Source organism: Micromonospora sp. WMMD558, assembly GCF_049315255.1.
GTDB lineage: Bacteria > Actinomycetota > Actinomycetes > Mycobacteriales > Micromonosporaceae > Micromonospora.
In genome coordinates this window covers 2510960-2534457 of sequence record NZ_CP186061.1, presented here as the reverse complement: position 1 = coordinate 2534457, position 23498 = coordinate 2510960, and the positions used below count along the sequence as shown (strand labels likewise).

25 protein-coding genes and 2 tRNA genes are annotated in these 23498 nt (G+C 73.3%); 8 read left to right on the top strand and 19 right to left on the bottom strand.

Annotated features, from left to right (window positions below):
• Positions 1-3 precede the first annotated feature (3 nt).
• Positions 4-1206 (bottom strand): glycosyltransferase, encoded by a 1203-nt coding sequence (locus tag ACN26Y_RS12390; protein ID WP_155330428.1) that lies wholly within the window; start codon positions 1204-1206, stop codon positions 4-6.
• Positions 1207-1407: 201 nt separating this feature from the next.
• Here ACN26Y_RS12390 and ACN26Y_RS12385 point away from each other — a divergent pair, with 201 nt between their 5' ends.
• From ACN26Y_RS12385 to ACN26Y_RS12375, 3 genes are read left to right on the top strand one after another with little or no spacing between them, the layout of a single operon-like run.
• Positions 1408-2406, top strand: a complete 999-nt coding sequence (locus ACN26Y_RS12385; protein WP_155330427.1) for an SDR family oxidoreductase — start codon at positions 1408-1410, stop codon at positions 2404-2406.
• A gap of 59 nt (positions 2407-2465) precedes the next feature.
• A complete protein-coding gene (locus tag ACN26Y_RS12380) occupies positions 2466-3179 on the top strand; it encodes an ATP-binding protein (protein WP_422734740.1) in 714 nt (237 codons plus the stop codon).
• A gap of 50 nt (positions 3180-3229) precedes the next feature.
• Complete coding sequence (locus tag ACN26Y_RS12375) at positions 3230-3802, top strand: DUF5709 domain-containing protein (RefSeq protein WP_155330425.1); 573 nt, start codon at positions 3230-3232, stop codon at positions 3800-3802.
• Positions 3803-3885: 83 nt separating this feature from the next.
• Here ACN26Y_RS12375 and ACN26Y_RS12370 read toward each other — a convergent pair whose 3' ends face one another.
• Both ACN26Y_RS12370 and macS read right to left on the bottom strand, forming a co-directional pair.
• Entirely contained in the window at positions 3886-4527 is a 642-nt protein-coding gene (locus tag ACN26Y_RS12370; protein WP_422734923.1) for a response regulator, read from the bottom strand.
• Positions 4528-4654: 127 nt separating this feature from the next.
• The gene (macS, locus tag ACN26Y_RS12365) at positions 4655-5776 is read right to left on the bottom strand and encodes a MacS family sensor histidine kinase (RefSeq protein ID WP_422734739.1); all 1122 of its coding nucleotides are present in this window, start codon (positions 5774-5776) and stop codon (positions 4655-4657) included.
• Between the two features lie 121 nt (positions 5777-5897).
• On the opposite strand from macS, the gene ACN26Y_RS12360 reads away from it, so the two are divergent.
• Positions 5898-6356, top strand: a complete 459-nt coding sequence (locus ACN26Y_RS12360; protein ID WP_155330423.1) for an ATP-binding protein — start codon at positions 5898-5900, stop codon at positions 6354-6356.
• 77 nt (positions 6357-6433) lie between these two features.
• Here the strand turns inward: ACN26Y_RS12360 and ACN26Y_RS12355 are convergent, their stop codons facing one another.
• The 12 genes from ACN26Y_RS12355 to ACN26Y_RS12300 all read right to left on the bottom strand — a co-directional run bounded on the left by ACN26Y_RS12355 (position 6434) and on the right by ACN26Y_RS12300 (position 15921).
• Positions 6434-7372, bottom strand: coding sequence for a ribose-phosphate diphosphokinase (locus ACN26Y_RS12355; protein ID WP_155330422.1), 939 nt, complete (start codon positions 7370-7372; stop codon positions 6434-6436).
• Between the two features lie 83 nt (positions 7373-7455).
• Complete coding sequence (locus ACN26Y_RS12350) at positions 7456-7620, bottom strand: DUF397 domain-containing protein (protein WP_230688972.1); 165 nt, start codon at positions 7618-7620, stop codon at positions 7456-7458.
• 26 nt (positions 7621-7646) lie between these two features.
• Positions 7647-8132, bottom strand: a complete 486-nt coding sequence (locus tag ACN26Y_RS12345) for a DUF5753 domain-containing protein (RefSeq protein ID WP_230688971.1) — start codon at positions 8130-8132, stop codon at positions 7647-7649.
• Complete coding sequence (locus ACN26Y_RS12340) at positions 8120-8416, bottom strand: helix-turn-helix transcriptional regulator (RefSeq protein WP_230689054.1); 297 nt, start codon at positions 8414-8416, stop codon at positions 8120-8122. Before ACN26Y_RS12340 ends, ACN26Y_RS12345 begins: the two co-directional genes overlap by 13 nt.
• A gap of 114 nt (positions 8417-8530) precedes the next feature.
• Positions 8531-9364, bottom strand: a complete 834-nt coding sequence (locus ACN26Y_RS12335) for a phosphoribosylaminoimidazolesuccinocarboxamide synthase (RefSeq protein WP_155330420.1) — start codon at positions 9362-9364, stop codon at positions 8531-8533.
• A gap of 96 nt (positions 9365-9460) precedes the next feature.
• On the bottom strand, positions 9461-9709 hold the full coding sequence (locus ACN26Y_RS12330; protein ID WP_155330419.1) for a hypothetical protein: 249 nt from the start codon (positions 9707-9709) through the stop codon (positions 9461-9463).
• A 128-nt stretch (positions 9710-9837) separates the two neighbouring features.
• Positions 9838-9911: transfer RNA gene (locus ACN26Y_RS12325), tRNA-Met, on the bottom strand.
• A gap of 148 nt (positions 9912-10059) precedes the next feature.
• Positions 10060-10133 (bottom strand) — tRNA-Met (locus ACN26Y_RS12320).
• A gap of 103 nt (positions 10134-10236) precedes the next feature.
• Positions 10237-11154, bottom strand: a complete 918-nt coding sequence (locus tag ACN26Y_RS12315) for a hypothetical protein (RefSeq protein ID WP_155330418.1) — start codon at positions 11152-11154, stop codon at positions 10237-10239.
• Complete coding sequence (locus ACN26Y_RS12310) at positions 11144-11653, bottom strand: SigE family RNA polymerase sigma factor (RefSeq protein WP_155330417.1); 510 nt, start codon at positions 11651-11653, stop codon at positions 11144-11146. Before ACN26Y_RS12310 ends, ACN26Y_RS12315 begins: the two co-directional genes overlap by 11 nt.
• 150 nt (positions 11654-11803) lie before the next feature.
• Positions 11804-14797 (bottom strand): UPF0182 family protein, encoded by a 2994-nt coding sequence (locus ACN26Y_RS12305; RefSeq protein ID WP_196255841.1) that lies wholly within the window; start codon positions 14795-14797, stop codon positions 11804-11806.
• A gap of 110 nt (positions 14798-14907) precedes the next feature.
• Positions 14908-15921 (bottom strand): YlbL family protein, encoded by a 1014-nt coding sequence (locus ACN26Y_RS12300; RefSeq protein ID WP_155330415.1) that lies wholly within the window; start codon positions 15919-15921, stop codon positions 14908-14910.
• A gap of 182 nt (positions 15922-16103) precedes the next feature.
• On the opposite strand from ACN26Y_RS12300, the gene ACN26Y_RS12295 reads away from it, so the two are divergent.
• Positions 16104-17321, top strand: coding sequence for a zinc-dependent metalloprotease (locus ACN26Y_RS12295; protein WP_155330414.1), 1218 nt, complete (start codon positions 16104-16106; stop codon positions 17319-17321).
• Between the two features lie 84 nt (positions 17322-17405).
• On the opposite strand, the gene ACN26Y_RS12290 is transcribed toward ACN26Y_RS12295, so the two are convergent.
• Positions 17406-18215, bottom strand: a complete 810-nt coding sequence (locus ACN26Y_RS12290; RefSeq protein ID WP_230688970.1) for a hypothetical protein — start codon at positions 18213-18215, stop codon at positions 17406-17408.
• 156 nt (positions 18216-18371) lie between these two features.
• Positions 18372-18890: a M48 family metallopeptidase gene (locus ACN26Y_RS12285; RefSeq protein ID WP_155330413.1), complete on the bottom strand. Its 519-nt coding sequence runs from the start codon at positions 18888-18890 to the stop codon at positions 18372-18374.
• Between the two features lie 504 nt (positions 18891-19394).
• On the opposite strand from ACN26Y_RS12285, the gene ACN26Y_RS12280 reads away from it, so the two are divergent.
• The 3 genes from ACN26Y_RS12280 to ACN26Y_RS12270 all read left to right on the top strand — a co-directional run bounded on the left by ACN26Y_RS12280 (position 19395) and on the right by ACN26Y_RS12270 (position 22312).
• Complete coding sequence (locus tag ACN26Y_RS12280; protein WP_007464795.1) at positions 19395-19562, top strand: DUF5679 domain-containing protein; 168 nt, start codon at positions 19395-19397, stop codon at positions 19560-19562.
• A gap of 193 nt (positions 19563-19755) precedes the next feature.
• Positions 19756-20955: a hypothetical protein gene (locus ACN26Y_RS12275; protein WP_155330412.1), complete on the top strand. Its 1200-nt coding sequence runs from the start codon at positions 19756-19758 to the stop codon at positions 20953-20955.
• Positions 20956-20965: 10 nt separating this feature from the next.
• On the top strand, positions 20966-22312 hold the full coding sequence (locus tag ACN26Y_RS12270; protein WP_155330411.1) for an ABC1 kinase family protein: 1347 nt from the start codon (positions 20966-20968) through the stop codon (positions 22310-22312).
• 330 nt (positions 22313-22642) lie between these two features.
• Here the strand turns inward: ACN26Y_RS12270 and ACN26Y_RS12265 are convergent, their stop codons facing one another.
• Both ACN26Y_RS12265 and ACN26Y_RS12260 read right to left on the bottom strand, forming a co-directional pair.
• Entirely contained in the window at positions 22643-23005 is a 363-nt protein-coding gene (locus tag ACN26Y_RS12265) for a WhiB family transcriptional regulator (protein ID WP_155330410.1), read from the bottom strand.
• A gap of 135 nt (positions 23006-23140) precedes the next feature.
• Positions 23141-23398, bottom strand: a complete 258-nt coding sequence (locus ACN26Y_RS12260) for a hypothetical protein (RefSeq protein ID WP_422734738.1) — start codon at positions 23396-23398, stop codon at positions 23141-23143.
• Positions 23399-23498 lie beyond the last annotated feature (100 nt).

The window sequence follows — 23498 nt, the reverse complement described above, 5'->3', positions numbered from 1 at the left end:
GCGTCAGGCCGCCTCGACCGGTTTCCGGCGGCCGATCACCCGCTCGTAGAGCCGTTCCAGCGCGCCGGCGGTCCGGTCCCAGGTGTAGCTGCACCGCACCCGGTCCACCGCCGCGTGGCCGTACGCGAACCGCCCGGCGTTGTCGGCGAGCAACCGGCGCAGCGTCACCCCGAGGGTCCGGACGTCGCCCGCCGGCACCAGCCGCCCGGTCACCTCGTCCACGACCGCGTCGGCGATCCCGCCCATCGCGTAGCCGACGACCGGTACGCCGCAGGCCATCGCCTCCAGCGACACCCGCCCGGCGGTCGAGTAGCGCGGGGTGCAGGCAACCACGTCGGCCGAGCGGTACCAGGTGGCCATCTGCTCGTGCGGCACCGCCCCCACCAGGGTCACCTGGTCGGCCACCCCGCTGCGCTCGGCCACCTCCCGAAGGTGGCGCGCCTCGGCGTGCCCGGCGAGCTGCTCGGCGGGCGGGCCGCCGGCGATCACCAGCTCGGCGTCCCCGACCAGCCGCATGGCGCGGATCAGGTCCTCCTGGCCGTGGCCGGGGTCCAGGGCGCCCACGGAGAGGATCCGGGCTCGCGCCTCGCGCGGCGCCGCCTCGCCGTCGGGATGGAACTGCCCGGTGTCGACGCCGGGGGGCACCAGCGCCACCGACGTGCGTTGCAGGCCCATCCGGGTCAGCTCGTCGACCTCGTCGTTGGACTGGGCCACGGCGATGTCGACCGCCCGGATGAGCGCGCGCTCCAACGGGATCCGCTCCTCCGGTGCGTCGTAGCGGGGACCGAGGTGGCGGAGCTGTTCCACGCCGAGCGAGTGGAAGGTCTGCACGACCGGGATGTCGGTCTCGCGGACCGCGTGCGCCGCGGCCAGCCCGCCCACCCAGTAGTGGCCGTGCACCACCTCGGGTGCCCACTCCCCCGCCCAGCGGTCGGCCAGCCAGCGGCCGAACTCGGCGACGTGCGGGACCAGCTCGGCGGTGGGCAGGCCCGCGGCGGGACCGACCGGGACGCGCTCGACGAGGTAACCGTCGACCGTCTCGGTCGCCGCCTGGTCGGGGGCGTCGCGGCGCTCGTACACCCGGACGTCGTGGCCCCGGACGGCCAGCTCGGCGGCCACCCGCGCGATGTGGTGGTGGGTCCCGACGGCCGGGCCGCCGGCACGCCGCGACGGGTCGGCGTGCGCGCAGACGAGGCCGACGCGCATGGGTCACCTCCAGGCGATCTTCTCCGCGTTGCTCCTCCCGGTCAGAGGGTCCCATTAACCCCGGGTCCGGGAGCCGAAACCTGGCAGATCGGAAAGAGGCTGACGGGTGCCGCGCATAATTGTCCCGCGGCAATGATCAAGGGCCTTGGATCCCGGCAAGGTTCTCCGCATGACCCCCACCCGGTGGGGTACGGGCGGAGAATGCCTCTCACCCGAAGACTCGCCGACGCCGTCGTGGTGATAACCGGGGCCTCCAGCGGGATCGGCACGGCCACCGCGTACGCGCTCGCCCGCCGGGGCGCCGCCGTCGTGCTGGCCGCCCGCAGCGACCCCGCCCTGCACCAGGTCGCGCAGCGCTGCCTCGAACTCGGCGGGCGCGCCGCCGCCGTCCCGACCGACGTGACCGACCCGGCGGCCGTGGAACAGCTCGCGGAGCGGGCGGTGGCGGAGTTCGGCCGGATCGACGGCTGGGTCAACAACGCCGCGGTCAGCGCCGTCGGGCTGTTCGACGAGATACCCGTCGAGGAGTTCCGCCGGGTGCTGGAGGTCAACCTGCTCGGCACCGCGTACGGCATCCGCGCCGCGCTGCCCCACCTCGGTGCGGGGGGCGGAGGCGTGATCGTGAACAACGCCTCGGTGCTCGCCGAGGTCGCCATGCCGTACCAGTCGGCGTACAACGCGACGAAACACGGGATCCGCGGGCTGGCCGACACGGTCCGTCAGGAACTGCGTGTCACGGGCCGGGGCGACATCTCGATCTGCACGGTGCTGCCCGCCACGATCGACACACCGTTCTTCCGGCACGCTGCCAACCACAGCGGCCGGGAGCTGGTGCCACCGCCACCCGTGTACCCGCCCGAGATGGTGGCGCAGACGATCGTCCGGATGCTGCGGCGGCCCCGCCGGGAGGCGTACGCGGGGGGCGCCGCCCGCCTCATCGGCCTCCAGTGGCGGGTCGCCCCGGCGCTCGCCGAACGGGCGCTCGGCTGGTACGCCCACCGCACCCAGTTCGGGCCGGCCGCCCGCCTCGACAGCACCGGGAACGTCTTCTCGCCCGACGCCGCCGCCGAGCGCCGCGGCGGCTGGCACGGCCGGCGCCGGCACCTGGTCCGGATGGGCGCCGCCTTCGGGCTCGCCGCCGCCGGCACGGCCGTCGGAACGGTCGCCGCGATGACCCGACGCGGCCGGGCGGATCGCTGATGGACCGCGTCGAACAGCCGGATGCGCGGCTCGGGACGGGCGGGCACAATAAGACGATCATGCCGACCGACGTGCGCTGCCTGGTGGAGACGGACGAGTCCTCCGGAGTGGTCCGGGTCAGCGGCGTGCTCGACGCGTCGAGCACCGGCACGGTCCGGGACGCGCTGCTCGGGCGGCTCAGCGACCGGCCCGGCCCGCTCGTGGTCGACGTGACCGGGCTGCGGGCGACCGATCCGGCGACGTGGGACGTCTTCGGCGAGATCCGTCGGGCGGTCCTCGACTGGCCCGCCGCCGACCTGTTGCTCTGCGACCCGTCCGGTGCGGCACGGAACGTGCCGGCCTGGCCGACGCTCGACGGCGCGTTGGCGTCCCTCGCGGCCACACCGCTCGCCGCCGTGCTCACCGCCGACCTCGAGCCGGTGGTGGCGGCCGCCCGGCAGGCCCGTCAACTGCTCGGCGAGGGCTGCGACCGCTGGGGCGTGCCCGAGCTGACCGAGCCGGGCACCATCGCCGTCACCGAGATGGTCAACAACGTGGTCGCCCACGCCCGGACCCCGATGACCGTCCGGCTGGCCCCCCGCGACAGCGCGCTGCACGTGGCGGTCCGCGACCACTCGTCCCGGCTGCCCGCCTTCACCGGGTTCGCGCCGCCGCACACCGCCGGCGGGCGGGGGCTGCTGCTGATCGACACGGTGTCCGAGCGGTGGGGCGCCACGCCCGTACCGGACGGCAAGGTCGTCTGGTGCGTTCTGCACCCCGAGCACCACCCCTGACCACCTCGGCGGGCGGTTACGGGGTGGTGGGCAGTGGGTAGAGCACTGGCATGCGCGACGACGAGTACCCGACCCCCGTGTCCGATCCCGAGGCGGAGGGCCTGCCCGACACCGCCGACGACGACTCGACCGCCAACGACGACGTCCTGACCGGGCGTGAGGCGGACGGCCCGGAGCCGGCCCAGCTGCCCGGCGACCGGACGCCGGTGGCGGTCGACCGGTTCGGGACCACCGCCGACGAGCAGCTCGACGGCGAGTCGCTGGACTACAAGCTCGGCCGGGAACAGTACGAGCGTCCCGCCGACGACCCGCTGGCCGGCCCGGTCGACCCGGACATCGCCGCCGAGGCGGACAGCGAGGAGCAGGCCGCCCAGGCCCAGCTCGACGCCGACGTGATCGATCCGGGGCCGACGTCCGACCCGAGGTCCCCGGTGTCGCTCTACGACCACGGCCAGCTCGGCAGCACCGCCGACGCGCAGGTGGGCCGGTTGGTGGAACCGGACGAGGGCGCCCACACCGACCAGGAGACCGACTCGATCGCGTACGACGCCGGGGCGGCCGGTGGCGGCGCGACCGCCGAGGAGCTGGCGATCCACGAGACGCGCCCGCCACACTCGGTCTGAACCAGACGCGCCTGCGGCGTCGTCTGGGGGAGGCGCGCGAGAGGCTGTCGGGACACCACGCTGTGGCGTTTCCCGACCGCCGCTCAGTCGTCGAGCCCCCGCTCGATCGCGTACCGGGTGAGCTCGACCCGGTTGTGCAGGTGGAGCTTGCCCAGCGTGTTCTGCACGTGGTTCTGCACGGTCCGGTGCGAGATCGCGAGCCGCTCGGCGATCTGCTTGTACGACATCCCCTTGGCCACCAGGCGCAGCACCTCGGTCTCCCGTTCGGTGAGCCGGGGTGTGCCCGCCGATTCCCGGTCGGGAGCGGACGGGCCGGCCGCCAGTCGGCGGTACTCGCCGAGCACCAGACCGGCCAGCCCGGGTGTGAACACCGGCTCCCCCGCCGCCGTCCGCCGCACCGCCTCCAGGAACTCCGCCGGGGCCGCGGACTTCACCAGGTAGCCGGTGGCGCCCGCCTTCACCGCGTCCAGCACGTCCTGCTGTTCGCCGCTGGCGGACAGCATCAGGACCCGGACCTCGGGCAGCGCGGCGCGCAGCCCGCGGATCACCTCCACTCCGGAGACGTCCGGCAGTTGCAGGTCGAGGACGACCACGTCGGGTCGCGCGGCGGGCGCCACCCGGACCGCCTGACGTCCCTCGCCCGCGGTCGCCACCACCTCGTGACCGGCCTCGGTCAGGTCGCGGGCCACACCTTCCCGCCACATCGGGTGGTCGTCGACCACCATCACCCGTGCCACGCCGCCTCCTTCCACCGTGCTGCGGCCCGGAGCGCTCCCCGGCTCGTCCTCGGGCCGCTCCCCGGGGTCGGCGCCCGGCCGTGGCGGGACGTCGAGCCGCGGCCCATGTGCCGCCTCACGTCCGCTGCCGGGGAACGGTCAACTCGACCTCGGTGCCCGCGCCCGGGGTGGAGGTGATCCGGACCGACCCGCCCAGCTCCTCGATGCGCCCCCGGATGGACCGGGCCACCCCCAGCCGCCCCTGCGCCGCCGCCTCGGCCAGCCGGCCGTCGGCGAAGCCCGGGCCGTCGTCGCGGACCGACACCGTGACCGTGTCCTCCTCGTCCTCGACGAGCACCCACGCCCGGCCGTCGGCGTGCCGGGCCACGTTGTCGAGGGCGGCGGCCGTCGCCGCGGCCAGTTCCCGGGCCACCGGGGCGGGCAGCGGTACCGGGCCCGCCGGCGCCGACAGCGAGACCGACGGCGACGCGTACCGCCCGAGCAGCCCGCGCACGTCCGCCGGCCCGTCGTCGGCCGGTGGTGCTGCGGCGCCGGCGATCAGGGCGCGCAGCGCCGCCTCCTGCTCGCCAGCGAGCCGGGCCAGCTCGGCGGCCTCACCGTCGAGGTGGGCGCCGCGGCGCTGCACGAGCGCGAGGACCTGGAGCACGGAGTCGTGGATGTCGCGGGCGAGCCGCTCCCGCTCCCGGGTGGCGGCCTCCAGCTCGACGGCCCGTTGCAGCCGCTCCTCGGCGGTCACCGCGAGCCGGGCCACGTGCCCGACCACCACGCCGGCGAGGAGCAGCAGGATCACGCCGGTGAGCGAGGACTCGCCGATCCGCTCCCGGGTGGCGAGGTCCCCCGCACCGACCACCAGCGCGGCCGCCGTGCCCCGGCGCCGGCCGCCGGACACCGCCCAGGCCAGCACCGGGCCGGCGAGCCAGGCCACGCCCAGGGTGGGGACACCGGCGGCGAGCGCCGCCCGTCCGACCACCCACGGGGTGGCCAGGACGACGCCGAGGACGACACCGAGGTCGGCCACGAGCAGCGGCCAGCCACGCCGGGACGGGCGCGCGTACGCGGCCGCGGTCAGCACCGTCCAGGCCGCCATCACCAGGACCACGGCGGCGGCGGCGAGGGGGTGGGCGTACCGGTCCGCGTGGCGTACGGCCACCACGCACACGTACGCCAGGGACGCCACCCGGAACACGGCGATGGCCCGCCAGAGCGGGACCTCGAAACCACCCGGGGACGTCGGCACGGTCGACACGATGCCACAGCGCGACGAGCAATCGGCGGGCCCGGCTGGTGCGCGTCGAGAAACGCTGACGTACGGTGGAAATGCCGCGAAAGACAACGAGATCCGCTGCGGGGACGGGGCCATGACAAACGCAGAACCGCACGCACCGCGTACGGTTGTGCCCATCGACTCTCCCCTCCTGATCGCCGAAGCCTTCGACCAGGCTCAGGTGACCGAGCTACGGCACTCGGTCACCTCCTGCGCGCACGCCTCCGGTCTGCGGGGGCAGCGGCTGGACGACTTCGTGCTGGCAGTCAACGAACTGATCACCAATGCGGTCCGGCACGGCGGCGGCCACGGCTGGCTGCGGCTGTGGCGGCAGCGGGGCGCCCTGCTCTGCGAGGTCGCCGACCACGGGCACGGGATCAGCACGCAGCAGCTCCACGACCGCAGCCGGCCGGCGGCGGACACGGCGGGCGGCTGGGGCCTGTGGCTGGCCCGCGAGCTGAGCGACTCGATGGAGATCGAGACCGGCGAGGCCGGCACGATCGTCCGCATCACCACGGCCCTGGCCCCGGCACCCCAACCCACCCGCGACTGACCTTCGGGTCGCCGTCACGTCACGCCGGTCCGGTGTGCCGGGGCCGGGAAGCGCGAGATCGCGGAGTGCGGGGCGGGTCAGCCGAACAGGGCGCTCACCGACTCGCCGTTGTGGATGCGGCGCATGGCCTCGGCCAGGGCCGGCGCGACCGAGAGGACCTGCAGCTTCGGCACCCGCTTGTCGGCCGGGATCGGGACCGTGTTCGTACAGACGATCTCCAGCACCCCCTCCTGGTCGCTGAGCCGTTGCAGCGCCCCGCTGGAGAAGAGACCGTGGGTGCAGGCCAGCCGGATCGAGCGGACGTTCAGCTTGCGCAGGTGCTCCATCAGCTCGACCACCGTGCTGCCCTTGGCGATCTCGTCGTCCAGCACGATCACGTCCCGGTCGGCGACGTCGCCGATGACCGCGCTGATCTGGACCCGGTCGTCGCTGAAGCGCTGCTTCGCACCGGCGGCGACCGGCGTGCCGAGCCGGCGGGCGAACGCGGCGGCCTCCTTGGCGTTGCCCAGGTCCGGGGAGACCACGACGGTGTTGCTCAGGTCGTGACCCTTGAAGTGCAGCGCCAGCTCGCGCAGCGCGTGCAGGTGGTCGACCGGGACGCTGAAGAAGCCGTGGACCTGCGGCGAGTGCAGGGTCATCGCGAGCACGCGGTCCGCGCCGGCCGAGGTGAGCAGATCCGCGACCAGCCGGCCGCCGATCGAGATGCGCGGCGCGTCCTTCTTGTCCGACCGGGCGTACGCGTAGTGCGGCAGCACCACGGTGATCCGGCCGGCCGACGCGCCCCGCGCCGCGTCGATCATGAGCAGCAGCTCGACCAGGTGCTCCTGCACCGGTGGCACCAGCGGCTGGATCAGGAAGACGTCCCGCCCCCGGCAGTTGGCCTGCAACTGCACTTCCAGGCAGTCGTTGGCGAACCGGGAGACCCGGACCGGGTACAGCGGGACGCCGAGGTGGGTGCAGATCTCGGCGGCGAGTTCGGGGTGGGCGGTTCCGCTGAAGACGGCGATGTCACGCACGTCCACACATCGTACGGGCGGCGGGCCGGGAGCGGACCGACGGCCGCCGCGCGCCGTCCCCGCAGCAGGGTGGTGCCGACAGCTCAGCCCGCGGACTTGACCAGCTCGACGAAGGAGTGCCACGCCGACGGCGCGAAGGTCAGGACGGCGCCGCCGCGGTCCGTGGAGTCGCGGACCAGCACCCGGTCGGGCAGGTTGTCGGCCACCTCGACGCAGGTATTGCCACCGTTGCCGGACCGGCTCGACACCCGCCACCGAGGGGTGGGGGCAGTGTTCACAGCTCGCTCACCAGCTTCCCGATCAGCTCGACGGACACGCTCGCGGGGAGAGCCTCGCTGAGCAGCGTGTCCCACATGACCCTGATGGTATCGACGGCGTCCGGCCGGTCGACAACCTGACCGTAGACTCCGTCCACGTAGGCCACCTCGTCCCCGTCCGGGAGCGTGGCCAGCACGAAGCCGCCGGCCAGCCCGGGGTGCGCGCCGGCTGCCGCCGGGACGACGTAGAGCCGGATGTGCGGCAACGCCGCCAGCTCGACCAGCCGCTCCAGCTGCGCCCGCTGGACCTCCCGGTCACCGACCACCCGGCGCAGGGCGCCCTCGTCCACGACCGCGGTGAACCGCTTCGGGTCCTCGCCGGTCAGCAGCGCCTGGCGGGCCATCCGGCCGGCGACGAGCTGGTTTACCTCGTCAGGAGTGTGCGTGCCCTGAGCGCTGAGCACCGCGTGGGCGTACGCCTCGGTCTGCGTCAGACCGGGCACCAGCGACGGCTCGGAGGTGCGGAGGGCGACCGCGTCGGCCTCGATCCCCCGCCACGGCGCGAACCAGGCCGGTGACTGCTGCCGGGCCGCCGCCGCCAGCAGCTCGGCGAGCAGGCCGCCGGTGCCCAGCGCCTCGTCTGCGCCGTGGCGAACTGGGGCGTCGGCCGACGCCGGCCCGTCTCGATCGCCGCGATGGTGGACGGACTCCACCTGATCAGTTCCGCGAGGGCCTCCTGGGAGACGCCCGCGCTGGCGCGGGCGGCCTTGAGCGCCCTGATCCACATGTCGCCGTTCATCCGACCGTCCCGAGAGCCGCACGAGCACCGAAGGTGACGAGAGCATCCTCGACGGTCACCGGCCGGTGGGTCCAGCCCGACCCGAAGAATCGGGGTATCGGGTCAGTCCCAGCGCTCTCCGGTGAGCTTCTCGTACACGTCGACGTAGCGGGCCCGGGTGGCCTCGACGACCTCCGCCGGCACCTCCGGCGCCGGGGCCCGCCGGTCCCAGCCGCTGTCGGTGGCCCAGTCCCGGACGTACTGCTTGTCGTACGAGAACTGGGCGCGCCCCGGCTGGTACGACTCCGCCGGCCAGAACCGGGACGAGTCCGAGGTCAGCAGCTCGTCGCCGACCATCAGCGTGCCGTCGGCCGCCCAGCCCAGCTCGATCTTGGTGTCGGCGACGAGGATCCCCCGGTCGGCGGCCAGCTCGGCGCCCCGCCGGTACAGGTCCAGGGTGATCCCGCGCAGCCGCTCGGCGGTCTCCGCACCGACCTTGTCCACCACCTCGGCGAAGGTCATCGGCTCGTCGTGCTCCCCCACCGGCGCCTTCGTGGAGGGGGTGAAGATCGGTTCCGGCAGGATCGACGCCTCGACCAGGCCGCGCGGCAGCTCGACGCCGGAGACCGCGCCCGTGCGCTGGTACTCGGCGAACCCACCGCCGGTGAGGAACCCCCGGGCGACGCACTCCACCGGCACCATGTCCAGCCGCCGGCACCGGATCGCGCGGCCGGCGAACTCGGCCGGTACGTCGGTCGCGGAGATCACGTGGTTCGGCACCAGGTCGGCGAGCTGCTCGAACCACCACAGCGAGAGCGCGGTCAGCAGCTTGCCCTTGTCCGGGATGGGCGTCGGCAGCACCACGTCGTAGATCGAGATGCGGTCGGAGGCGACCAGGATCAGGTCCTCGCCGTCGGCGTAGACGTCCCGGACCTTGCCCGAGTGCAGAAGTTCCACGCGGCCTAGTACACCACGTGGCCTGCGTACGGCCCGCGCCGGTGGCCCGGGGTGAGCGGGCTCGCCGGCCGGGCCGGCACCCGGCGGCCGCCTGGGTCAGCGGGGGCCGCCGCCGCGGCGGTTGCGCATCATGCGGAGGATCAGGAACACGATCACGGCCACCACGGCCAGGCAGCAGAGCAGCCCGAGGAACCCGAAGCCGCCACCACGGCGCCGCCGGACGGCCTCGACCGCCATCTCGCCCGGGCCGGTGGACGCCCAGGCGGCCACGGGGACGAACACCGACAGGACCACCGCACCGAGGACCGCGCCCAGCCGGCCCCACCACTTGCCGAAAGCAGACATGGCCCCATCCTCGCCGAGAAGCGCAACCGCGGCACGGCAGACGGCCCGGATGAGCGTGTCGACCCCCGGTCCGGCCCAGCGTGGACACGACGAAGGCCCCGGAGGAATCTCCGGGGCCTTCGGACGAGTAGCGGGGACAGGATTTGAACCTGCGACCTCTGGGTTATGAGCCCAGCGAGCTACCGAGCTGCTCCACCCCGCGTCGGCTTCACCACTGTACCCCATGGCGCTCCGCCATGATCCGCCACCCCCGGACGGGGTGGAAGCACCCGTGGCGGCGACCGGAATGACCGGACCGGCGCCCGGACACGACGAAGGCCCCGGAGGAATCTCCGGGGCCTTCGGACGAGTAGCGGGGACAGGATTTGAACCTGCGACCTCTGGGTTATGAGCCCAGCGAGCTACCGAGCTGCTCCACCCCGCGTCGGTCCGTCAACCGTATCGCACCACCCCGGCCCGCCGCAAAACGACCGGCCAGACGCCGGAAACGTGGAGGATTCCGGCGGGCCGGAATCCTCCACGTGTCGTCAGCGCCGGCCGAGCCAGGACTCGATCGCGGTCACCGCGCGGCGGCTGTCGGCGTCGACCTGCGCACGCTCGGCGGAGGTGCCCTCCCAGCCCTGCTCCCACAGGATCGTCACCACGTCGTCGACCTGGACCGCGCGGATCAGCCGCACCTCCTCGCCGCCGACCGGGTTGCCCTCGAGGTCGCGGGCGTCCGACCGGATCTCGAAGAGCACCGAGGCGTCGCCGTAGCCATGGTCGTCGAGCAGCCGCAGCCGGTACGTCGCCGGGTTGTCCCCGCCCGTACCCTGCTGCTCCGGGCAGGCCCGGACCGCCTCGCGCAGCTCGCGCAGCGCGTCGTCGGCCCCACCGGGCTTGTAGATCGTGATGCTGTGCACGTAACTGCCGTCGGGGACGTAGTCCGACGGTGTCTCGGCCATCTTGTAGGCGAGGTGCCGGCTCCGACGCTGCACGATCGCGTCGTCGCTGGGGAAGCGCGCCTTGCACAGCGACGGCAGCACCTCGGCGTCGACGAAACTCTCGACCCCCTTGTCGTTCGCCGCCGCGAGCCGGAAGAAGGCCCGATCCGGGATCGAGGTCGGGCCCGGCCGAGCCGGGGGCATCGAGTTCGACGCCGACGTCTGCGGCGTACCGCTGGGGCGCGCCGACGGAGTCGGGGACGACGAGGGCGCGGACGGCGGGGTCGACGCCGGGGCCGTCGGCCCGCCCGGCGGCGCCACCGGGGCCGGCTCGGCGGAGAACCCGATCCGGGTGCCGGTCGCCACTCCGGCGACCAGGACCGCCGCCGCGACAGCGGTGCCGGTCATCCGGATCCGGGCACGCCGGTCGGCGGCACGCCGCAGGGTCTCCGGAACGGGCAGGGCACGGGTGTCCGCCTCGTCGGCGAGCGACCGGTAGAAGTCGGACAGGTCACGCGACATCGTTCGCCTCCAGTCGCTCGTCGGTGAGGTCGGGCAGGAGAGCCGCCAGCCGGGCACGTCCCCGGGACAGCCAGGACTTCACGGTGCCGGTGGGCACGTCCGTCTCGCGGGCGATGTCCTCCACCGACATGTCGTAGAGGTAGTGCAGGGCGAGCGCCTGCCGCTGCGCGGCCGGGAGCTGCCGGAGCGCACCGACCAGCAGCACGCTGTCCTCGTTCGGGGGTGGAACCGGGTCGGGTGGGCCGGTGCGGCGGACCAGGGCGCGCCAGCCGGTCAGCCGACGCCAGCGGTCGGTGGCCAGCCGGGACACCACCAGCCGCAGCCACGCCTCGGGCGCCGGATGCGTTGTGAGCCGGCCCCACTGCCGCCAGGCCCGGGCGTACGCCTCCTGCACCAGGTCCTGCGCCTCGCTGTGGTCGCCGGTGACCGCGTAGCCGTAGCGGAGCATCCGGTGCGCGGTGCTCCGGTAGAACTCGTCGAAACGCTCCGCGTCCCTCATGTCGCCATCACGTGTCCCCAAGGTCCGTCACTGTCGTTGTCCTGAGAACGGGACGGCCGTCCCGCGGGTTGCACCTGCGGGTGTCGAAAAGACGACGGCGCCCCCGGATCCACTCGCGGGATCCGGGGGCGCCGCCGGTCGCGGTGCGCGTCAGCCGCCGGCCCTCGGCGAGGCGCTGCCGGTCGGCGCCGGTGTACCGCCCGGTGCCGGCGTCGGCCCGGCCGCCCCCTGTGCCTGCTGGAAGGCGGTGATCGCCTCGTCGAGCGCCTTCAGCGCCCGCCCGTACCGTTCGAAGTCGCCCGAGGCCTGCGCGGCGCGGACCTCCGTGATGGCGGTCTGGACGCGGTTCGCGGCCTCGGCCAGCTCACCGGTGAGCGGGGGCGGCGTGGCGCCCGGACTCGGCGTGGGCGGCGGGGTCTCGCCGGTCGGCGGCGGCGGGGTGGGCGTGGCGCCGGCCCGCTTGCCCTGCTCGACGAGCTGCTTGATGCCGTCGGTGAGGTTGTCGGCCAGGACGACGTACGAGCCGCCGTCGCCGTACGACAGGAGCACCTTCTGGAGCAGCGGGTACGCGTCCTGCTGGTTGCTCTTCACGTAGACCGGCTCGACGTAGAGCATGCCGTTGCCGAACGGCAGGGACAGCAGGTTGCCGTACTGGACCTGCGCCTGGTTCGACGAGAGCAGGTTGAGCTGCTGCCGGATCTGGGCGTTGTTGGTCATCTGCTGGTGCACCTGCACCGGACCGGAGATGCGGGTCTGGTCCGGCAGCTCCAGGACCTCCAGCCGTGGCTGCCCGTCCACGTACGAGCCGGAGATCAGCGCGGCCAGGTTCTGCCGGCCGTTCGGGGTGACCGCGGCGGTGAGCTGGAACCGCGGGGACTCCTGCCCCGGGAACTGGGTGAAGAGGTAGTACGGGGGCTGCTTCTGCCCGCTGTCCGGCGCGTCCGGCACGTTCGGCACCTGCCAGAAGTCCTGGCCGGAGTAGAAGTCGCCGGGGTTGGTCACGTGGAACCGGGTGAGCAGGTTGCGCTGCACCTTGAACAGGTCGGCCGGGTAGCGGAAGTGCGCGCTCAGGTCGGCCGGGATCTCCGCCTTCGGCTTGACCAGGTCACCGCCGAAGGCCTTGTTCCAGGCCTTGAGCACCGGGTCGCTGTCGTCGAACTCGTACAGCGTGACGGTGCCGTCGTACGCGTCGACGGTCGCCTTCACCGAGTTGCGGATGTAGTTGACGTTCTCCCGGGCCAGCTGGAAGGTGCCCCGGTTGGTCAGCTCGTCGGTGGTCTCGGTCTGGAGGTTGATCCGCTCGGCGTACGGGTAGGTGGCGGCGGTGGTGTAGCCGTCGATGATCCACTGAACCCGGCCACCGACGACCGCCGGGTACGGGTCGCCGTCCACGGTGAGGAACGGGGCGACCTTCTCCACCCGCTCGCGGGGGTTACGGACGTAGAGGAGCTTCGAGTTCTCGTTGACCGCCTCGGAGAGCAGGAAGTTCGACTCCTGCTCCTTGATGGCGTAGAGCAGCCGGCGGGGGAACGAGCCGATCTCGACGCCACCGGAGCCGGTGTACGTGTAGTACGACTCGGGCCCGTTGTCGCCGCCCTCGCCCACCGGCCGGTCGAACTCGGCCGGGTTCGCCTCGGGGTCGGACTTGCCGACGATGGCGTAGTCGCCCTCCTCCATCCGCTCCCCGTAGTAGATGCGCGGCTGGCTGGCCGGGATCTGCTCGGTCTGCGAGGCGCACGCCTCCTGCGACTTCTCACCGAGGAAACCGCTGACGAAGAACGGCTGGCCGCCGCAGACGACCTGGTTGGCCGGGGCGGCCACCAGGCCGTACCCGTGGGTGTAGACGGTGTGGCGGTTGATCCAGTTGCTCTGCTGAGCGGTCAGCTCGCTGTAGTTGATCTCGCGGACACCGACCACGTAGTCCTGGGTCTTGCCGCTGACCGTGTAGCGGTCGATGTCGAGCTTGGGACCGAAGTCGTAGAAGCCGCGAACCTGCTGGAGCTGCGTGTACGTCTCGCTGACCAGCTGCGGATCCAGCAGGCGGGCGTTCGGCACGACCGCGGTGTCCGTGGCCAGCGTCGCCGGCGGCGTCAGGTTGCTCGCCGCGTACGGCGTGGTCTCCGCGCCGGTCAGGCCGAACGCCGCCCGGGTCGCGTCGATGCTGCGCTGGATGTACGGCGCCTCCTTGTCCCGGGCGCTCGGCTTCACCTCGAACGTCTGCACCGCCCACGGGTAGATGCCGCCGATCGCGACCGCGGAGACGCCGAGCAGGGCCAGGGAAATGCCCGGCCAGACCAGGTTCCGCATCCAGGCGTTCGAGAAGATGATGATCGCGATCGCCACGACGACCGAGATGTAGGCCAGGATCTCCTTCGCCGGGAGCAGCGCGTTGACGTCGGCGTACCCGGCGCCGTACACGTTGGCGCCGTCGTTGTACTCCAGCAGCATGGCCCGCCGGTCCAGCACGTACGCGATGGCCTTGAGCAGCACGAAGACCGCGACCAGCGTGCTCAGGTGGGCGCGCGCGGCGTTGCTCATCCGGTCGCCGACGCCTTGGAGCCGGACGCCGCCGAAGATGTAGTGGACGGCGAGCGCGCCGATCAGCGCCAGCACCACGGCGGTGAAGCCGACCCCCAGCAGGTAGCGCCAGAACGGCAGGTCGAAGACGTAGAAGCCGATGTCGACCCCGAACTCCGGGTCCTTGACACCGAAGTTGCCACCGTTGCGGAAGAGCAGCCACTGGTTCCACCGGCTCTGCGCCGACAGCCCGGCGAAGAGGCCGACCACGGCGGCGACCAGCGCGATCCAGATGCCGAGCCGCGGGCTCAGCAGCATCCGGTAGCGCTCCAGGGTGGCCTGCTCCGGGGACTGCGGACGCAGCCGGGGCCGCAGCCGGTGGGCCAGCCAGAGGTTGCCGCCCACGACGACCGCCATGCCGAGCCCGACCGCGAGGAAGAGCAGCAGCCGGGTGGCGAGCACGCCCGTGAAGACCTGCTTGTAGTCGACCTCGCCGAACCACAGCCAGTCGGTCCACGCCTGTACACCCCAGCCGAGCAGGGTGAAGAGCACGAACACCCCGACCAGGACACCGATCGTGACGCGTCCGCGTCGGCTCATCCTCGGCAGGGGGGCGCTGCTACGCATGACCACTGTTGGCTCCGCACGCTCGATGTGATCGGCTCCGACCAGGCAACCAGAGTACGGGGTCTTCCTGAACGTGTCGGTCCACGGTCACGTCGGGTGGCGCGCCGTGGTCAGCAACGGGGTGCGTCACCGCCCGTACGCAGTGCCTCCAGGGCCGTCAGCGCGTCGTCGAGCGTGGCGACTCTGATCAGCGGCAGGTCGGGCTGCGGGTTGCGGACGGCCTCGGCGCAGTTGTCGGCCGGGACCAGGAACGCGGTGGCCCCCGCGTCCTTCGCGCCGACCAGCTTCTGCGCGATGCCGCCGATCGGGCCGACCCGTCCCTCGTCGTCGATCGTGCCGGTACCGGCGATGATCCGGCCGCCGGTCAGGTCCTCCGGACGCAGCTTGTCGATGATGCCGAGGGCGAACATGAGGCCGGCGCTCGGGCCGCCGATGTCCTCCAGGTCGATGGTCAGCGTGAACGGGTGCGGCTGCTGCTGGTCGATCTCGACCCCGATGCGGGGCCGGCCGTCCTGCTCCCGGCTGGTGATCCGGGCGGTCGCGGCGGCGCCGTTCCGGGTGTAGCCGATCTCCAGGGCGGTCCCCGCCGGCTTGGCGCGGATCAGCTCGGTGAGCCGGGCCGCCACCGTGACGGGCTGCCCGTCGACCGAGGTCACCACGTCGCCGGGCTTGAGGACGCCGTTCGACGGGCCGTCCGCGGCGACCGTCTTGACCACCACCTGCACCGGGTACCCCAGCTCGCGCAGCGCCGCCGTCTCGGCGCTGGTCTGGGAGACCTTGAAGTCCTCCGCGTTGCGTTCCTCGACCTCCTCCTGGCTCTCCCCCGGCGGGTACACCAGCTCGCGGGGCACCACCGCCTCGTCGTCGGAGAACCAGCCCTGGATGGCCGAGCGCAGCTTGACCGAGGGCTGCACCCCCACCGTGGTCAGCCGCAACTGCCCCGCCGACGTGGAGGTCTCCCGGCCGGTGATCTGGATGACCTCCTTGCCGTTCTCGGCGCCCAGCGTGTTGACGGTCGGGCCGGGGCCGAGCACCACGTACGGGATGGGCGCGGCCAGCACGCCGATGCTGAGCAGGGTGGTGAGCAGGGCACCGAGCAGGACGGTCACGCCGCGACGTCTCATGCGGCAGAGCGTACCGACCGGTCCGGTTCACCCCGCCGGACGAGCCGGGACTTCGCCCTGAGCGCAACGCCAGCAGGCGCGACCTGGGGCGCGGCGCGCGTACCGTAGACCTCGTGCCTGATATTCCGTTCGGTTTCGCGCTCCCGGGTGGGCAACCGCCAGACCCCAACGACCCTGCACAGATGCAGCAGTTCATGTCGCAGTTGCAGCACCTGCTGTCGGCGCCCGGCAGCGGCCCGGTGAACTGGGACCTGGCCCGCCAGGTGGCCGCGAGCCAGCTCGCCGCGTCGGGCGACCCGGCGGTCTCGCCGTACGAGCGCAACGCGGTGGAGGAGGCGCTCCGCCTGGCCGACCTGTGGCTGGAGCCGGCGTCGGCGCTGCCCTCGGGCATCCACAGCTCGGTGGCGTGGAACCGGAACGAGTGGATCTACAAGACGCTCGACGTCTGGCGCAAGCTGTGCGACCCGGTGGCCAGCCGGATGGTCGGCGCGATGGGCGACCTGGTGCCGCCGGAGGCGCGCGCCCAGCTCGGCCCGATGCAGTCGATGGTGGCCACCCTCGGTGGCGCGCTCTTCGGCGGCCAGCTCGGCCAGGCCCTCGGCTCGCTCGCCGCGGAGGTGCTCTCCGCCGGCGACATCGGGCTGCCGCTCGGCCCGGCCGGCACGGCCGCGCTGATCCCGGCCAACATCCGGGAGTACGGCGCCGGCCTGGAGCTGCCCGAGGACGAGGTCCGCCTCTACGTGGCGCTGCGCGAGGCCGCCCACCAGCGGCTCTTCGAGCACGTGCCGTGGCTGCGTGGGCACGTGCTGAGCGCGGTGGAGATGTACGCCTCGGGCATCCGGGTCAACCGGGAGGCGATCGAGGAGGCGATGGGCCGGGTCGACCCGACCGACCCGGAGTCGATGCAGGCGATCGCCCTGGAGGGCATCTTCACGCCGGAGGACAGCCCGGCGCAGAAGGCGTCGCTGGCCCGGCTGGAGACCGCGCTCGCCCTGGTCGAGGGCTGGGTGTGCCACGTGGTGGACAGCGCGGCCGGCGGCCGGCTGCCCAACGTCGTCCGGCTCGGCGAGGCGTTCCGGCGGCGCCGGGCCGCGGGCGGGCCGGCCGAGCAGACCTTCGCCGCCCTGGTCGGCCTGGAGCTGCGCCCGCGCCGGCTGCGGGAGGCGGCGGCGCTGTGGGCGGCGCTCACCGAGCACCGGGGCATCGCCGGCCGGGACGCCCTGTGGGGCCACCCCGACCTGCTGCCGTCCGACGACGACTTCGCCGACCCGGTGGCCTTCGCCCGGTCCCAGCTGGACCTCGGGGAGCTGGAGAGCTTCGACTTCAGCGCGCCGGGCGGGCCGGAGGAGAAGGCCCCGGGCGAGTCGGACGAGGGGCCCGGAGCGTCACCGGAGCGCTGACGAGCCTGATCGTCGCCGGTTGCGGCAGGTCGGGGTGTCCGGCCGCTGACCTGCCGCAACCGGGGACTGTGCGGCGCGGGGCGGTCAGCCTGGGCGGCCGGCGCCGGAGAGCAGGGCTCGGGTGGTGTCCCAGCCCTCCAGGGCCGGGTTCAGCCGGGCCAGGTCGCCCGGGCCGCGCAGGCGGTGCCACGCGGGCGTCACCGCGAGGTCGCCGGGGCGGGGCGCCGCCGCCCGCACGGCCGCGGGCCGCGCGCTGTCCAGGTCCAGCGTCGGCAACCACTTTGGTACGGGCAGCCGCGCCGCCACACCGAGCAGGCCCGGACCGTCGCCCTCGGTCGGCGCGACCGCGACCGGCCTGGTGGTGAGGGGCCGGAGCAGCTTGCCGATAATCAGCCCGGGTAGGTCCGGTGCGTCACCGGCGATCACGGCCACCTGGTCGTAGCGCCCGGAGGGCACCTCGCTGTCGGCGCCGGCCGGACGACCGGCCTCGGCCCACGCCGCCTGCTCGGGCGAAGCGGTGACCGGCCCGTCCCCGGCCTCCGGACCGGGCCCCGCCGTCGCGGGCCCGCCGGTCGGCCCCGGGTCACCGCCCGGCATCCGGGCCGACGGATCCCGGGCGAGGCCGGGTCCGGCAGGGCGGCCGGTCCCGCACACGTCGAGCACGGCGTTGACGGTGGGCTCCGGGATTTCGTACACCCTCGTGCCGGGCCAGACCACGGCGTCGGCCAACCACCGGTCGGCCGGGGTCACCGCGACCGCGGTCTCGACCTCGTTCAGGGTGGCGAGCAGGTCGACGACGTCCTCGGCGAGCGCGGTCCGCCACGCGACCGGGTCGACACCCGGCGGCGACCACGCGACCGGGCCGAGCAACGCCACCACCAACCGTCGGGCCACGGAACGACCCTACGCCGGGTCCCGTTCGAGATCGACTCCATGCCGCCGGCAGCGCTCGATCAGCCGGCCCCGGACACCGCCGTGCCGCCGTCATGATGTGGATCATCAGCAGGGGCCGGCGGCGCGGCGGGTGGCCCCGTCGTGGTGGATCGGCGGTCAGGAGGCGGAGACGGCGGCGACGCCCTCCAGGTAGCCGCGGGCGCGCTCGGTCTTCGGGTACCGACCGACCAGCTCCCAGAACCGGGCGTTGTGACTCGGGACGATGAGGTGGGCCAGCTCGTGGAGCAGGACGTAGTCGATGACCCAGTCCGGCATGTCCTGGACCCGGTGCGAGATACGGATCGTCCGGTCCGCCGGGGTGCAGGAGCCCCACCGGCCATTCTGGTTGGTCACCCAGCGGACGCTGCTGGGAACCGCCTCCGGGCCGTGGTCGGCCAGGTAGAGCGTGATCAGTCGGGTGGCCCGGGCGAGCAGCTCGGCGTCGGACCGGGCCAGCCGGCCCTCCCGGGCGGCGAGCCGGGCGAGCATCCGGTCGACCCACTCGCTCTCCTCGGCGCGGGAGAACTGGTCGGGAATCAGGACGACGACGCGCTCACCGTCCCGGTACGCGGACACCGTCCGTCGCCGGCGCTGGCTGCGCCGTACCTCGACGACCGGCTTACGCACCCCTGCCATCAGCGGGCCGCGCAGCCTCGGATTCCTGCCACGAGGGAAAGCTACTGCGTGGTGACCAGGGGTCCGCAAGAGTCAACACGACGACACGCGCCCGGAAAATGGGGATTGGTCGCCAGGAGTCCCGAAAATTTCTGTGACAGAGCGTCTCCGGCCACGGTCCGTAGCGGCCGGCGGCGTCCCTCGACCGCGCCCTCTCACCGTAAGTGATCATCCAGGCGTACGGCACGCGGGGGTGCCCTACGGGCTATTTGCGGGGCTCCGGTCGGCGTGTCCCCGCCAAACTCACTTATCAGACCTAATTCGCCATGCACACTCTCGACGTCAACTTGCTCACAGTGTCGATGCAGAGCTGACATGGAACTGCCCAGACCTGGGTAGGGTCCGCGGACCAGCGGTCACGACAGTGGCCGCGACGAAAGGCCCAGCGCCGGAGCCATCCCGTGGCCCGCCGCCGGGAACACCGCCGGATGAGGGTTCGCCGGCGGACGAGACGAGGAGGGCACCGTGGCCGACCAGGCCCAGACCTACAACGGTTACTGCGTCAAGTGCAAGGAGAAGCGGGACTTCGAGGGGCACGTCGAGGTCTCGAAGACCGGGATGAACATGGCCAAGGGCAAGTGTCCGGTGTGCGGCACAACAGTGAACCGCATCCTGGGCAAGGCGAAGGTCTGAACCGTCCGGGTCGCGCGGAAGGGGTGGCCGCCGGCCACCCCTTCCGCCGTTTCCGGCAACTGTCAGTTGCCGGACAGACACCCGGTGCGCCTGTGGAAAACCCGCCAGACCCTGTGGACAACGCTGGACAGGGTCGTGGGCACCTGTGGACAACGATCGACGGACAGCAGGGACTCGGTCACGATTCGTGGTCATGACCCGTGCCACGCTGCCCCGCCCCACCCTCCTGCCCGGCCTCACCCGCCTCTGGCGGGACCGACACACCCTGCAGCTCGGTGTCGACCCCGGCCGGGCCGTCCTGCTGGAGATCGCCAACCCCCGGGCGGCCCGGCTGCTCGACCTGCTGGACGGCACCCGCAGCGAGCGGCGCGTCCTGCAGCACGCGGCCACCATCGACGTCGGCCGGGACGAGGCCCGTACGCTGCTCGACACGCTGCGCGGCGCCGGTCTGGTGGTCGCCGCGCACACGCTGGTGCCACGCGACCTGGCCGGCCCGGCACGGGCCCGGTTGGCCACCGAGGCCGGGGCCCTCGCCCTGACCGCCGAGCGCCTACCCGGCACACCGGCCCAGGTGCTGCGCCGCCGACTGGCCGCGCGCGTGGTGCTCGCGGGCGCCGGTCGCCTCGGCGCCCCCGTCGCGCTCGCCCTGGCTCAGGCCGGGATCGGCCACGTCCGGCCGCAGCTGAGCGGCCCGGTCGGTCCGGCCGACCTGGTCGGCAGCGGGATCCCGGCCGCCGATCTCGGTCGCCCGCTCGACGACGCGGTCCGCGACGCGCTCGCCCGCACCGCTCCCGGGACCGCCACCGGTCCGCTCCGCCCCGGCCGGGCCGACCTCGTGGTCCAGTTCGGTACGGACCGGCCGGCCGCCCTGGTCGCCGCGGCCCACGCCCAGCGCCGCCAGGTGCACCTGCCGGTCGACCTCCGCGAGGGCGTGCCGGTGGTCGGTCCCCTGGTCCGGCCACCCGTCGGGCCCTGCCTGAACTGCCTCGACCTGCACCGCACCGACCGGGATGCCGACTGGCCGGCGCTCGCCGCCCAGCTCGCCGCCGGAGGGCCCGAAGCGATGTGCGCGACGCCGACCCTGCTGGCCGCGGCGGCGTACGCGACCGCGGAGGCACTGGCCCACCTCGACGGCAGCACGCCGGAGACCCTCGGTTGCGCCGTCGAGGTGACCGCCGCGGGTCGGCTGCGCCGCCGGCTCTGGGCTCCCCATCCGTCCTGCGCCTGCTCCCGGCGACGGCACACCGCGCGACCGGAGCGGCCCGCCGCCGGCACCGTGGCGGTGGACGGGAACGCCGGAAGGGCACCCCGGCCCACCGCCGCGGCGGACGCGTTCGCCGGACGGGCACCCCAGCCCCGCCGCACGGCAGCCGCGGGCCCGTCGAGTCGGTAACAATGACCGGGTGACCGACATCCCGCGCCGGGCCGTGTCCCGGACCGCCAAGCTCGCCGCTCTGCCGCTCGGCTTCGCCGGCCGGACCGTCCTCGGCATGGGTAAGCGCGTCACCGGGCTCGCCTCCGACGTGATCTCCGCGGAGATCCAGCAGCGCACCGCCGAGCAGCTCTTCAGCGTCCTCGGCCAGCTCAAGGGCGGCGCGATGAAGTTCGGCCAGGCGTTGTCGGTCTTCGAGGCGGCGCTGCCGGAGGAGATCGCCGCTCCCTACCGGCAGGCGCTGACGAAGCTCCAGGAGGCCGCGCCGCCGCTGCCGGCGGCGAGCGTGCACAAGGTGCTCGCCGAGCAGCTCGGCCCCGACTGGCGGGACCGGTTCGTCGAGTTCAACGACACCCCGGCGGCGGCCGCCAGCATCGGCCAGGTGCACCGTGCGCTCTGGCGGGACCCGGGCTACGGGCCGGCGGGCGCGCCGGCCACCCGCGACGTCGCCGTCAAGATCCAGTATCCGGGCGCGGGCGACGCTCTCCTCGCCGACCTCAAGCAGCTCTCCCGGCTGGGCGGGATGTTCCGTGCGATCCAGCCGGGGCTGGACGTCAAACCGCTCCTGGTCGAGCTGCGGGAACGGATCACCGAGGAGCTCGACTACGAGCTGGAGGCGGAGTCGCAACGCGCCTTCGCCGCCGCGTACGCGGACGACCCGGAGATCTACATCCCGGGGGTGGTCTCGGCGTCGCCCCGGGTCCTGGTCACGGAGTGGGTCGAGGGCACGCCGCTGGCCGACATCATCCGCGACGGCACCGAGGAGCAGCGGGACGAGGCAGGCCGGCTGATGGCCACCCTGCACCTCTCCGCGCCGCAGCGCGCCGGGCTGCTGCACGCCGACCCGCACCCGGGCAACTTCCGGCTGATGTCCGACGGACGGCTCGGCGTGATCGACTTCGGGGCGGTGGCCCGGATGCCCGAGGGCACGCCGGAACCGATCGGCCGGATCGCCGCGCTCGCCCTGCGTGACGACGCGGACGAGGTGGTGGCGGGCCTGCGGGCCGAGGGGTTCATCAGCGCCTCCGAGCCGATCGACGCCCAGGCGGTGCTCGACTTCCTCCGTCCGATGCTGGCCCCGATCGCCGGCGAGGAGTTCCGGTTCACCCGGGCCTGGCTGCGCGCCGAGGCGGCCCGGCTGGCCAACCCCCGCTCCCCCGCGCACCAGCTCGGCCGGCAGCTCAACCTGCCCCCGTCGTACCTGCTGATCCACCGGGTGACGCTCGGGTCGATCGGGGTGCTCTGCCAGTTGGAGGCCAAGGCGCCGTACCGGGGCATCCTGGAACGGTGGCTGCCCGGCTTCGCGCCGGTCGCCTGACGACAGGGCGGGCGCGCCCGGAAGGACCGGACGCGCCCGACGTGACGGGTACGAAAGAAGGGCCCCTCCGCCGGGAGGGGCCCTTCGTCCTTACAGAGCGCCCAGCTCGCGGGCCGACCGGCTGCGGGCGGCCATGGCGACGGTACGGGCGGAACGGGTTGCCTCAGTGCTCGTGGTGGTGCGACCGGCCTGAGGCCGGAGCATTCGAGCCCGGGACAACGCTTCGTTGAGTAGTTGCGTCTCGGTGGTGTTGAACAGATTCAGCATTCTCGTCAGCTTTCTCGCGGCCGGTGGATCACCGGCGGTGGGGTGGAACGGATCGGGTAGTTGTCAGGCCGCCAGCCGGACCGCGTCACGCGTGGACAGCCCACTGGCCGCCAGGCGCGCCTCGGCCTCGACCCGGAGCGCGGCGTCCCGGGCGACGTCCTCCTTGCGCGGACGGCCACGGGGCCGCTTGCGCGGAACGACCGCGCCACGCTCGAAGATCTCGCCACCCCAGACGCCCCAGGGCTCGGCCCGCTCCACCGCACCGGCCAGGCACTCGACGCGCAGCGGGCAGTCCCCGCAGAGCGACTTGGCCAGCTCGAGCTCGGTGGGCGAGTCGGAGAACCACAGGTCGGGGTCGAACTTCCGGCAGGGCAGGTTCGCCTCCAGCTCGACGCTGATGTCGAGCGGGGCCAACGCCAGACTCATCTCCCGGTCACCTCTCTCTCACTTCGATCTCGTGGATCGCACTTCCGACGTACGTACTTCGGCGGGGCAAAAAAACTGAGGCCGCGGATCCCGGTGTGCGGGTTCCGCGGCCTCGAGGTGAGCCGGTGGTCTGGTTCAGACCGGTCTACCTCGAGGTGGAACTCCGCGGACGTCCATGCGCCGCTTGGCGACATCGACACCCTTGCCCGTGAAGCCACTGGTCCCCTGGACCGCGTGCGGTGCCGGCGCGAGAATCAGCTCGGCCTGAGTCTCGACCTGGTGCACCTGCGGAACCGACGGTCGCGCAGCGGCGAGGGCCACCTGGACAGCCGACAGCGGAGCGACGGCAGCGGGCAGCGCCGCCAGACGCTCGTTCATGTAGAAGATCTCCATCGGTGCCACCTCCTCTGACGTTCCTCGTGCCGACTGGACCCACGCTCGTGAGCAGCCCGAATGCCGCCGCTCGCGAGGTGTGCCATGAGGCTATGACGCC

What these genes read in the sequence shown, in the direction of transcription:
- ACN26Y_RS12390 (WP_155330428.1), bottom strand. Translation starts at nt 1,206, where the DNA reads ATGCGCGTCGGCCTCGTCTGCGCGCACGCCGACCCGTCGCGGCGTGCC.
- ACN26Y_RS12385 (WP_155330427.1), top strand. Translation starts at nt 1,408, where the DNA reads ATGCCTCTCACCCGAAGACTCGCCGACGCCGTCGTGGTGATAACCGGG.
- ACN26Y_RS12380 (WP_422734740.1), top strand. Translation starts at nt 2,466, where the DNA reads ATGCCGACCGACGTGCGCTGCCTGGTGGAGACGGACGAGTCCTCCGGA.
- ACN26Y_RS12375 (WP_155330425.1), top strand. Translation starts at nt 3,230, where the DNA reads ATGCGCGACGACGAGTACCCGACCCCCGTGTCCGATCCCGAGGCGGAG.
- ACN26Y_RS12370 (WP_422734923.1), bottom strand. Translation starts at nt 4,527, where the DNA reads ATGGTGGTCGACGACCACCCGATGTGGCGGGAAGGTGTGGCCCGCGAC.
- ACN26Y_RS12360 (WP_155330423.1), top strand. Translation starts at nt 5,898, where the DNA reads ATGACAAACGCAGAACCGCACGCACCGCGTACGGTTGTGCCCATCGAC.
- ACN26Y_RS12340 (WP_230689054.1), bottom strand. Translation starts at nt 8,416, where the DNA reads ATGTGGATCAGGGCGCTCAAGGCCGCCCGCGCCAGCGCGGGCGTCTCC.
- ACN26Y_RS12330 (WP_155330419.1), bottom strand. Translation starts at nt 9,709, where the DNA reads ATGTCTGCTTTCGGCAAGTGGTGGGGCCGGCTGGGCGCGGTCCTCGGT.
- ACN26Y_RS12315 (WP_155330418.1), bottom strand. Translation starts at nt 11,154, where the DNA reads ATGTCGCGTGACCTGTCCGACTTCTACCGGTCGCTCGCCGACGAGGCG.
- ACN26Y_RS12310 (WP_155330417.1), bottom strand. Translation starts at nt 11,653, where the DNA reads ATGAGGGACGCGGAGCGTTTCGACGAGTTCTACCGGAGCACCGCGCAC.
- ACN26Y_RS12305 (WP_196255841.1), bottom strand. Translation starts at nt 14,797, where the DNA reads ATGCGTAGCAGCGCCCCCCTGCCGAGGATGAGCCGACGCGGACGCGTC.
- ACN26Y_RS12300 (WP_155330415.1), bottom strand. Translation starts at nt 15,921, where the DNA reads ATGAGACGTCGCGGCGTGACCGTCCTGCTCGGTGCCCTGCTCACCACC.
- ACN26Y_RS12295 (WP_155330414.1), top strand. Translation starts at nt 16,104, where the DNA reads ATGCAGCAGTTCATGTCGCAGTTGCAGCACCTGCTGTCGGCGCCCGGC.
- ACN26Y_RS12285 (WP_155330413.1), bottom strand. Translation starts at nt 18,890, where the DNA reads ATGGCAGGGGTGCGTAAGCCGGTCGTCGAGGTACGGCGCAGCCAGCGC.
- ACN26Y_RS12275 (WP_155330412.1), top strand. Translation starts at nt 19,756, where the DNA reads ATGACCCGTGCCACGCTGCCCCGCCCCACCCTCCTGCCCGGCCTCACC.
- ACN26Y_RS12265 (WP_155330410.1), bottom strand. Translation starts at nt 23,005, where the DNA reads ATGAGTCTGGCGTTGGCCCCGCTCGACATCAGCGTCGAGCTGGAGGCG.
- ACN26Y_RS12260 (WP_422734738.1), bottom strand. Translation starts at nt 23,398, where the DNA reads ATGGAGATCTTCTACATGAACGAGCGTCTGGCGGCGCTGCCCGCTGCC.